The 11,120-nt window shown below is 47.0% G+C and carries 8 protein-coding genes; all 8 read right to left on the bottom strand.

Features of this window, described 5'->3' with window-relative positions:
* Positions 1–1,644 (bottom strand): condensation domain-containing protein (locus tag AB1S50_RS17705; protein WP_367152448.1); only part of this gene is annotated, 1,644 nt, incomplete at its 3' end.
* Positions 1,645–1,660: 16 nt separating this feature from the next.
* Entirely contained in the window at positions 1,661–2,794 is a 1,134-nt protein-coding gene (locus AB1S50_RS17700; RefSeq protein ID WP_367152446.1) for a cupin-like domain-containing protein, read from the bottom strand.
* 139 nt (positions 2,795–2,933) lie between these two features.
* Positions 2,934–4,532 (bottom strand): MBL fold metallo-hydrolase, encoded by a 1,599-nt coding sequence (locus AB1S50_RS17695; protein ID WP_367152445.1) that lies wholly within the window; start codon positions 4,530–4,532, stop codon positions 2,934–2,936.
* Between the two features lie 101 nt (positions 4,533–4,633).
* Positions 4,634–4,828 (bottom strand): hypothetical protein, encoded by a 195-nt coding sequence (locus AB1S50_RS17690; RefSeq protein WP_367152443.1) that lies wholly within the window; start codon positions 4,826–4,828, stop codon positions 4,634–4,636.
* A gap of 350 nt (positions 4,829–5,178) precedes the next feature.
* Entirely contained in the window at positions 5,179–6,990 is a 1,812-nt protein-coding gene (locus tag AB1S50_RS17685) for an ABC transporter ATP-binding protein (RefSeq protein ID WP_367152442.1), read from the bottom strand.
* A 146-nt stretch (positions 6,991–7,136) separates the two neighbouring features.
* Positions 7,137–7,850: a Type 1 glutamine amidotransferase-like domain-containing protein gene (locus tag AB1S50_RS17680; protein ID WP_367152441.1), complete on the bottom strand. Its 714-nt coding sequence runs from the start codon at positions 7,848–7,850 to the stop codon at positions 7,137–7,139.
* A 454-nt stretch (positions 7,851–8,304) separates the two neighbouring features.
* On the bottom strand, positions 8,305–9,825 hold the full coding sequence (locus AB1S50_RS17675) for an amino acid adenylation domain-containing protein (protein WP_367152439.1): 1,521 nt from the start codon (positions 9,823–9,825) through the stop codon (positions 8,305–8,307).
* Entirely contained in the window at positions 9,800–10,672 is an 873-nt protein-coding gene (locus AB1S50_RS17670) for an alpha/beta fold hydrolase (protein ID WP_367152438.1), read from the bottom strand. The genes AB1S50_RS17675 and AB1S50_RS17670 overlap by 26 nt, the downstream gene beginning before the upstream one ends.
* Positions 10,673–11,120: the final 448 nt, after the last annotated feature.

The raw sequence follows: 11,120 nt of genomic DNA, 5'->3' as shown, positions 1-11,120 counted from the left end.
CACCATGGACAGGTTGCGCCCGGTGCCGATACCGACCCGGCTTTCCGGGCCAATGTCACGCTGCACCAGCAGACGGGCCAGGCGGTTGGCACGGCGTTCGAGTTCATCATAGGTGAGGTGCGAACTGAGTTGCCGGCCAGACTGGCCGTCGGCGATCAGGGTCAGAGCAACAGCCTCGGGCCGCCGTTCAACCTGCTGTTCAAACAGCGCAACAATGGTAGGCTCTTGATGGCGAGCCGGATTTTCCAGCGCTGCCTCGCCGCTGTCATTCCAGAGCACAATCTGCCGGTAACGTTCGACATCGCTCAGCATGGCCAGCTGCGACAGCCGCCGCTCGGGCGTGGCCACCATAGCGGCGAGCAACTGCTGATAGTGGGCCAACAAGCCCTCGGCCCAATCCGCCTCAAACAGGTCGCAGCTGTATTCCAGACGAGCCGAAACACCCCCCGATGACATTGAGATTTTCAGCGCAAGATCGTACAGGGCAATACAGGCGCTGCCTTCGAAAGAGCTATCCACAGGAGACCATTGAGCTGGCCCAGCTTCATGGTCTCTTTCCACAGTCATCAGCGCCTGGAATACAGGCGCATAACTCAGGTTGCGCTCCATACTCAACTCATCCACCAACTGCTCAAAGGGCAGCTTACCGTGTCGACAAACTTGTTCCCGAACCCTGGCAATTTGGCGAATAAAATCCAGTACTCTTGGATCGTCGCTCACACAGCCGCATACCGGCAGTGTATTAGTCAGCGGGCCCACCACCGCCCTAGCGTCCTCCCCCGTGCGATAGTCAATAGCCGTACCCACGGCAATATGCTCCTGCCGCGTGTAACGATTGAGCAGAACCATAAAGGACGCCAGAAACACATCATCGAGATGGAGATCGTGACTGTTACCCAGCTGTGGAAGTCCAGCGATCAAGTCGCCCCTTAGCGCAGCGGTAAGGTGCCCGCCGCGATAAGTTCGCTCGGGTGGACGTGCGCGCTCCGCAGGTAACGTCAGCAGCGCGGGAATATTTTGTAAAGACACCCGCCAAAAGGTCAGTAGCGACGGGTACTCTTCCTGTTCAGCAAGCGCATTTTGCTCCATAGAATACTTGCTAAATGATCCCTTAGGCGTTTGTGCCACATCGACAGCGTACTTCTGAAGGTCATCCGCCAACAGAGTCAATGAGCGGTCATCTGCAATTAATTGATGAAGGGTGATGAGCACATACACCCGACCGGTATCGATGCAACTAAGTGCCATCAATCGACAAAGGGCATCCTCGTTGACATTAAACACATGCGAGCGCTCGCGCTGCACGATAGACTTCACCTCGCACTCGCGGCAGCTTTTCATGAACACACAGGCGTCAACAGGCCTGTCAAACACCTGGCAGATCGCTCCCGCTTCTACTGTAAAACGTGCCCTCAACAGCTCGTGCCGCTCGATGATTTTTCTCAGTTGCTGTTCAAGCTCAGAGCCGCCGGTACTGCCCCGCAATTGCCAGGCGCGAAATAAATTGAGTATGTGAGACGGACCGGTAAATTGAGAAAGAAACCAAAGGCGCTTCTGAATGGGGGAAAGTAGTAGGGGTGTACCGCTGCGCTTTTGCGCGTGCGCGGAATCCAGAACAAAGTTCACTGAAGGGTCGTCACTCATTGAGAAATCTAGTGGATTAAAGCTGCTGGAGAAATAATTTCACATCGTCGACCATGGCCGCGGCATCAGCCGGCCCAACCTCGTCGGTAAATGTCTGCAGAGCGAGGAATCGCCAATTCTGAATTTTTTCCAAGTCGACGTCCGATAGGCGTCCTCGTCGATAGAACTCGCCAATCAAGTTCTGTAACTCATTGGGGCTTTTTTTGGTTGCGCCCTCGCATAAGTCCAGGCGCATTAATGCGTCGATCAGCCCGGCATGGGCGAGCAATACCGCCGCCTGTCTATCACGATTCAGCATCACTTCTGCGCAGGCCAAAAATGACGTATTTTTCGCATCTAGCAGGCCATCGAGCGACTGTAGAAGGTTATCCTGATACAGATACCAGAGGGAATGGATACCTGTGGGATTTTCCAGATACAGCTTCAAATCATTACTCTGCTGCCAAAAGTTTACCATGGCATTGACGTTTATCGACTGCACTGCATGCCACCAGTGCGATGGCAAATACAGCATTTCACCAGCATCCAGAGTAACAGTAATAGGTTCGGCATGATGAAATTGGGGGTGAGCGTGATGATCAGGATGTGCGATATTGACGCGACTTAAATGTGAGTACTTATCTGTTTTATCATTTGGATAAAGGCAATCCAACTGTGCCGGATCATAGAGCGTGAAGCGTTTTCTACCAAATACCTGGGCAATAAAATTGTCTTCCGTATCAAAATGAAGGGGCGTAAACGCGCCTTTGGACCCCACCCAAAAATTGATCGTAATCAGGTTTTCGTCCAGCCAATCTGGAATACGTATGTCATCCATCAACTCCGGATAGGCGCTCGCCATGGGCTGCTGCATCAGAAAAAAACGAACACCATCTGGTTGAGTTTGCAATACCTTTTCAAGAGCTTGAGCGAGGGGTAGATTCGCCCGACCATATTTGGGCTCGCCATTTTGATAAGCAAAGGTATCTTCCTGGGTATAGGCCACCTGCACCCGCTTCTCCGCCATGGTATGGACAAAATACTCCGGCGACCAGCAATCGAAAGCAGGCCACTTTTGTACCACGTCCGTAATCACAACAGGATAAGACTGCGCATAACACCGCTCAAAAAAATCATTGAGCGTCACGCGTTCGATGGGAATTGACTGCACTATGAATATTCGCTTTCAGGAGATTTTCATAAACTGCCAGCACATTAGGGGGAATTATTTGCCGGCAGCGTCTTTAAGCGAGATTGGATGGCCCAGTTATTAGCTGCAACCTGGGCAAAAACATCTAGAACAATTCAGATTACTGAAGTAAGGTCAAATGCTTGCCGTACATGGTTTCCGCATGAATGCCGCGGTCCGCACAGGCTTGCAACATCCTATTCGATTCGACGATCTGCTTCGAATCGTCATCGTACTCAAGGCCCATAAAGTACTTGTACCAGGGTTCCATGCCGAGAGCATACAGATACACCCGCGCAGGCTTCAGCAATTCAACAACAGCAAGAGCCTGCTCACAGTCAGAGCCGTTGAGTCGCCGCGATTCCTTGATCGTTTTTGCTACCACCTTTGTATGCAAAGCGCCGTAGAGCCAGGTATAGGGAGCACCCACACACTCCATTCCGATGGCGTAAACGTCAAGGTCAGCGAGCAGATCACGCATGTGTCGATACAGATTTATATCGGGATTTGCAGAATCGGCCCCAAAGAAACACTTTTTCCCTTCAAGCTCAACCAACCAGGCGGTTTTACTACGTACGTTCAAATCGCCGTGCTCACCTAAAAAAGGGATGCTGGTAATTTGCCCACCAGTTAATGCAAAGACTTCCAGCTCGTCCATTTCCACCACGTCAAATTGCAGCTGCTGCAACATCAGCTTAAGAGAGGGATCTGCAAGGGAACCTCCGTTATTTTTTGGCACGAGAATTTTTTTGGTCTTGTATCGTAGTTGCAACAATGACTCGATATTCACATGATCCTGGTGATTATGCGTCAAACAGATACAGTCAATATTTGGTGGAATTTGGCTGAAACTGCACACATCATTGGCAAAGCTTTCTCCTCGACTGGCAATCACTGGGTCAATCAACACACAAGTATTTTTCGACTCAAGCATAAAGCCGGCGTGCCCCATATATTGTACACGCACGCCCTGATCAACCGAGGTATAGGGATGGTTACTCGTTTGTTGCGTAAAGAGTTCTCGGTAGTCTAGGCCGCCGCGGGTTTTTACGTCGGCAAACCAGGATTCTACACACTGTTGTGAGACCGGAAATTCGCGAGCGCGAAATAAAGCATCAACAAAAGAGGCGTTAAAGCTTTGTTTCACTTCAAGATGATTATTATCAGGCAAGCGTGGCGTACTCAACACAAAGGGCCGATCATCCACCTTGGACCACATCCCGAAGGAAAGCGCCTGTAACTCAGGTTTATAGTAGGAGCTTTTGTATAGTAGGGGTTCAATCAAACGATAGGTGGGGCGATGCTGAAGGTCCATCACCAGCTCGATGTAGCCGCTTAGTTCGGCGGGCAATTTTTGATAAAAATATTCTATGCTGTGTCCATTTGTATGTTCAACAAGCATATTGTCGACATCCCGGATGGCGTTGGCTATAGCCACCACATCAGGTAGATCCCGATCTATGTGATCAATCAGGGCTTGAACATCACCCACCTGCTCCTTCGTGCAATTGAGAAAATCGCCTCCCGTAACCACCGACTCTTTAACTGCACTAATATGCAGGTCGTAGTTGTTGACAAAAGACTTCATAATCCTTCGATGCGTACTCACCGTGTAGCGCGCCGCCGTTACCGGCGGAATTAGCATCGACCAGCAGTACCACTGATTAAACAAGGGCTCGAAATAAACGTCTTCCCTAAGATAAAGAGTTTTATCACTCATCATTCACCTATAGAGTGTCATACCACTATTGCGCTCGAAAGACGGAATTTAATTGGCGTACCGCCGGCCGCTGAAGTCCCGCTTTCTTTTATGTGATAGCGTTAACGGCGATTAAATATGATGCTGTACAGTAGCCCCAAGGTGCAGCCAAAACCAGCGCCAAAAGCAATTCCCAAACCAATATTCCCAGCAAAGAGCCCGACCATAAGACCGATCGTGAGCCCAAAAGAGGCACCATAAGACATCGCCAAGGCCATATGCTTACTTTCTTTTTCATGCTTGTTTTCTGAACTCATAGTGACACCTATGTTGTTGTGTGTTGCGTGAGACCAGCTCTCATCCAGAAGGGACTAGCTTAAATCCACACACCACTGTTGACTACTGATTCCTTTCACAACACCTTGAATTGTACATAAAACATTCAGATGTATGCTCACATATCGGACTAATTCAATAGCGCCCCACAGCGTTGAACTGGACTTAAAGCCGGAAAGCAGTATTGTCGCTCCAGGTAAGGGGCACAGCCTTTACCTGTGATCAACGCCTCGTCTCATGTCGTTATGTATCAACACAAACTCCGTGTTCAACTGCGCCTTATAGTTTGAATAAAAGCCAATTGTTCCGATGCATTTGTCGCCACAATGGATTACGTTTCCATTGTGTCAGGGACCTCTGACGCTTCAAGTTTTTCCGATTGCTCGAAGACCAATCTTTCATATATTGGGCAGCGCTTGAGTAAACTATCGTGATCTCCTTGATCAACAACCACTCCCTTATCGACAACCGCCACCGTATCGGCCTGACGAATAGTCGACGGCCTGTGTGCAATTGAAATAACGGTCGCATTACGCGACTCCGCCCATTGGTTTATCGCCTGCGCCACCTGGCGTTCGCTTTCTGAATCCAAAGCGCTTTTCGCCTCATCAAGAAGTAATATTTTCGGATCTCTCAACAGCGCACGAGCCAGTGCTATTCGTTGCTTCTGACCACCGGAGAGTCTCCCTCCCACTTCGCCCAAATCTGTCTCGTAGCCTGCAGGCAGATTGCGTATAAACTCGTCAGCCTGAGCCATTTGCGCTGCTGCCACGATGTGCTCTTCACTCACTCCGTCGGAACCATACGCGATATTATCTTTCACACTGCCACTGAACAAACTTTCCGACTGTGGTACATAGCCAATGGCGGAGCGAAATGCAACTGTGTCAACCAATCGCAGGTCTTTGCCATCGACACAGATTTCGCCTTCGTATTCGTCATAAAGCTTTAATAAGAGTTCAAACAATGTGGACTTTCCAGCGCCGGAATGTCCGACAAGTGCCAAATGGGTTCCGGGCCGTATATTGAGATTCAGACCTTTTAGCACCTCCACATCCGGTCTTTCCGGATAGCGAAAAAATAGATTCTTAAATTCGACCATCCCTACAAATTCACTTGCTTCCACTGACGTCGGCCATTCCACCTTTTCATCGGCGATATACTCCAAGACCTTTTTAGATGTGCCCACAGCAACATTTAAAGAGGTAACCACCTTCAAAAAACGCATACCGGACTGGACGATCATTAGTGAAAAGTAAGCAAAGGCTATAAGCTGGCCAACAGTCATACCACCAGTAAAAATATCCTTGCCAGAAGACCACAACAGTACGACAAAAGCCATCAAGGCAAGGGATTCAACCAAAAGTGAAACACTGAGCTCTACGTGCAGTGTTTTCATTCGAAAATCGACGACATTCTGCGCTTTTTTTCCAAAAATATGCGACTCTTCCCGACCCCGGTTATAGGCGCGCACAACTTTAATATTGCGAAACACTTCACCGGTAAAGGACCCCAGTGTTGCTATCGCCGTCTGCACCTCCCGCCCGAGTATGCGCAAACGTTTGCTAACAAAAATTACGGGGAGAAACACAAAGGGCAAAGCACAAAGCACGATTAAGGTCAGCTTGGTACTGATGAACAATGCACCCACTACGCCCACTAGCATGGTCAATCCTGCCGTAATAATCGTTGGCACTTGCTCAGCAAGAAAACGGCCAACCGCACCGGCATCCGCGACTACTCTTGTGTGAATGTCACCACTAGACTGTTGACCAATATAGGCCATACTTCGATTAATTAAATTCTTAAATATATCCTTGCGTACATCACGGGCAATATTCTGTGACAACTTTCTTAAACACACACCGGCAACAAAGCCAGCAATACCTGACACAATAATGTAGGCAAAGGCTACCAGCAGTGCGTTATCAAGAAATTGCACAGCTTCTGACTGGGTTTCCGGAAATGCATCAACTACATAGCGGATCAAAAAACCCACGCTGAACGACATTGCGATACCAATTAACATGGACAACAGGCCGATCACCAGTAGCGACGTATGACTTGAAAAATAGGGAAGCAGTTTTTTTAACGTATTGATGCCTTCCTGGACCACCACTTCGGGCTTTGCCGTTGCGCTCATAATCGCGACCTTATTGTTAAACAACGAGAGTTAATCATGATATTCTGGATTTATAGGATACATATAAATAAAGGGGAAATGCACATAGCGGGCTAGCAAATCTGCTCTCGTACCATGCTGCCTGTCTAAAACTGCACCCGGTCCAATTAACTGACATCGTCAGACCGCACTCCTCTCGGCATCAATATATTGCTCCGCAGAACTGCATTGGCGGAAGGCTCCCGGAAAAATTCCTCTACAGGTATTTGTAAAGGCTCCAGTATCGTATCTGCATGGACTACCATAGCACCTCCCTTAGGGATACCATAGCCTTTTGCAAAATCCTCCTGACCACCAAGCAGAGACTTCAGACGGCACCACTGCCTCTGCTCGTCGTGTGCATCGATATAGAAGGGAACAATTTTTGTTGTGGAAATAAAAGACTGCCCCTCTTCCTTAAACCCCATACCAAGTTGCACCGCTCCCGCAGATACTCCCACGAGTACTGAGCCTGCAAGAAATCGCTCAGTAAAAATCGCATCATAGCCCGCTTTTTGCATAACTGACCATCCTAGACCGACTTCGCCTCCAGCGAGCAGTAGTAAATTCGCCTCCTTAAGAAAGTCCAGATCTTCATCGGCTGCATCGGCTTTTACCATACGTGCTTCGTGAGCGCCAATATTATTCATTGCTGCCTGAAATAATTGGTAAAACTCTGTTTGATCACCGTTTGACATACCCAAGTAGGCGGCTTTAAATGCCTTACCACTATTGACATCGAGATCTTCTCTAATCATTGAAATAAGTGAATTATTCTCGGGCGGCCAGAACAATTGATGACTATCTGCCAGCAAATAGACCGATTTACGAGATGTTGACATAGCAGACTTCTAATGGGTTTAGGGGATCTTTAAAAAGAACATATTGCGTGCGCCCTTGCTGACTATTCGATTATGATCGAACTTGTTCTAGCTTAAACCAACATCATACGGTATTTATTGCAGCTCAAAGCGGTCTCATTGCAGAGGACGAAGTCGCCATCGCCATCTTATGCCCAAAAAATTATCTTGATGCTCTGCTCCGCAGTGGATACGAAGTCAGCCAAGCCACAGTCTTAAGTTTAAGATAATCGTCTTTTAAAAATACAGCAATTTTCACTCTTCCATAGTTTAGGCGCGCGGAAGATGGCTTTTTTAAAATCTCACGATTTTCAATGATGGTACGTCAAGTTCTAAAAAATTAGTTTTATCAGCAACCTTAGCATTGCTTCCCTGTCATTAAAAATTGAAACAATTATGTGCCCACTCCTTTTTAATTATTTTAGGCTATATAATTTCAATTCATATCGGCGGATTGAATCTTTGCCTTGTCGATTTTACCATTGGAATTTATAGGGAGATCGGAATTCACTATAATTTGATCGGGAATCATATATGCGGGCAAAATCTTAAGTAATTTTTCGCGAATTATTTTTATTGTAAGCTCGCTAGTTTCACCAATAGCGATATATGCAACTAAGAGTTGATCTCCTGAATCCATTACTTTTCGAATCACAAGTGCATCAATAACCTCAGAGATAGCGGCAATGGCACTGCGAATTTCCTCTAGCGATATGCGATAGCCACGAATCTTTATCTGATTATCACGGCGACCAATAAATGATAGCTCGCCTGACGGATTTTCGCACACAAGATCACCCGTTCGATAAAGTAAGCCTTCATCAATATCGCTATTAGTAAAAAATGCATTAGCACACTTGCTGTCACCAAGATAACCGAGTGCTACTCCGGCACCGCTAACGATTAGCTCGCCCACCTCACCCGGGTTAACCGCCCTGTCCTGTTCGTCCAAGATGTGAATAGATGTACCACTAACGGCTCTACCGATAGGAACATGCATCCCCGGAGGGTTGCTAGCAGTCATTCTATGACAGCATGTAAATGTGGTATTTTCCGTAGGTCCATAGCCGTTCACAACGGTAATATTAGGAATATTCTCAAGAACGGTTAAAATATTTTTGCTATTTAACACATCACCTCCGGCGAGCATTACTCGCAAAGGTTTTAACGCTTCGATAAATCGCTCGGATACCAAATGGAAAAGCGCCGCTGTGAGCCACATTATCGTGACTTTGTTGTCCAGAAGCTCCCGTTTGAGTAAATTAGGGTCCAATACGGCACCTGAATACAATACAAGCGTGGCGCCATTTAGTAGAGCACCCCAGATTTCGAATGTCGAGGCATCAAACGACGCAGGCGCGAATTGCAAAATAGAATCGGACTCGTTGATTTCAATAAAGTTGGTTTTGATGACCAGCCTCGATACAGCTCGGTGAGGCACAATAACGCCTTTTGGATTCCCGGTGGAACCCGAGGTAAACATGACGTAGGCTTTATCTTCCTCGTGAATATCTCGTTCAGGACCAAGCTCATATTGAGACTGAAAGACATCAACGTCGTCGATGTTGACTACAGAACAATGCTTTGCATATTGAACTCTTGAAGCTGCATTGCACACAACCAGTTTCGCCTTGGAAATTGTGAGACATAAATGGTTCCGGGCAATGGGGTTGGATTCGTCTAGCGGAAAGTAGGCGGCACCGCATTTGAGAATGGCTATCATTGAAATTACCATCTCAAAACTTCTCGGCAAGGCGATAGCGACAATATCTCCAGAAGTAACGCCACATTCAGACAGGTGTTTAGCCAGATAGTTCGAACATTTTTCGAGCTCTCGATAACTCAAACTGCGATTCAGATATTTGATAGCGATATTATCAGGTTTGTGCACACAAACCCAATTAAAACGCTCAAGAATCGAAGGGTAACGCTCAAGCTGCATTTGCTTGTTGCCCATACAGATAATTCCAAATGGTGATTAATGTATTGGAATCTTCGCGCAGCAACCCATAGTGATCTGCGTCGGGATCGATATACACTTCCGCATTAGGAATGAGCGATGCAATCCTTTTGGTGCTTTCCACATTTGCCTGAGCATCCAGCTCTCCACTCATCAACAAAGTTTTATGAGGCACCCATTGAGCGAGATGCTCAAAATCATTGGCTTTATAAGATAAATAGTTTGCCGAATGGCGACGTAAAAATTCAAGACGGGTAAATGGCATGTCTATGCCATCTGGCCGGTTGGATGTCTCTTCCAAGCGTTCCTGCTTTATCTTATCGAATACGGACTGTAGATAACTTTCATCCTTTCCAGCCATGGAAAGCAAACTGTCGATTTCCCTGGCAAAATTGGTTGTACACTCTTCGAGCTTTAGCATCGTGTATTCACCGTGGACCAACAGCAGATCATCAATCAGGTTGGGATACCGGTTTGCAGCACCCAATGCAATACCGGCACCTGAACAGTAACCCACTACAATGTATTTTTCACTGGGGAATAAGTCCAGGATAGTTTTCATATCCGATAGGTGATTTTCTATAGAAAATTCTTCCTTCCCAACTTCGCGTGTTGAATCCTCCAGGATTGAGCGCGTTTCCCACACGACTACATTGTATTGGGGCTCAAAAAACTGCAGAAATGGTATGGCCAGGTCCAACTTTAAACCAAAAGGAAAAATAAGGGCAATCCAGGGCTTGTCTTCTTTGATATCAGTTACGGCATAATGAAGTTCTATGCCGTCATGGCTTTTTATCGCATCTTGTTTCATTTTATTTCGACCTATATATTTTAATTTACTCATCAGTAACTGCGCGAACCCACCAATGCATAATGTGGAACACTAGACGCTCCTCACTCTTGATCGATAAATTAGTGTTGAGAATGCGTGCCCCTTGCCAAATCGTGGGTTTATGCTGCTTTCTAGCCGGCGACCTTTCCTTAGACATTTCCCCTATCTCTTCTTCCGCATAGGAAAAGACCGAGTATTTTGTGTTAAGTCGATGGTCGCGTCTTTAGTACGGACCAATGTCAATTCTGATTGGGGTGGCTACAGCCTGATTAAGCATTTGACTGCTGGTGGCTAGGGCCTGTTAACACTAATTAGTCGGTCAGCGATCAATGAAAAGTTGATGAAGAACTTAAAAACGACATCCAACTTATCAAATCGACTAAATATTCTTCGGAAACCTTTCAAGCGGCGAAACAGACGCTCTACTTCATTTCGCTTTTTATACATCTCTTTGTCGTAC

The sequence above is a fragment of the Microbulbifer discodermiae genome, assembly GCF_040742695.1.
In the GTDB taxonomy this organism is placed as follows: domain Bacteria; phylum Pseudomonadota; class Gammaproteobacteria; order Pseudomonadales; family Cellvibrionaceae; genus Microbulbifer.
The sequence above is the reverse complement of the archived record's forward strand: the minus strand, read 5'-3'. Positions and strand labels throughout refer to the sequence as shown.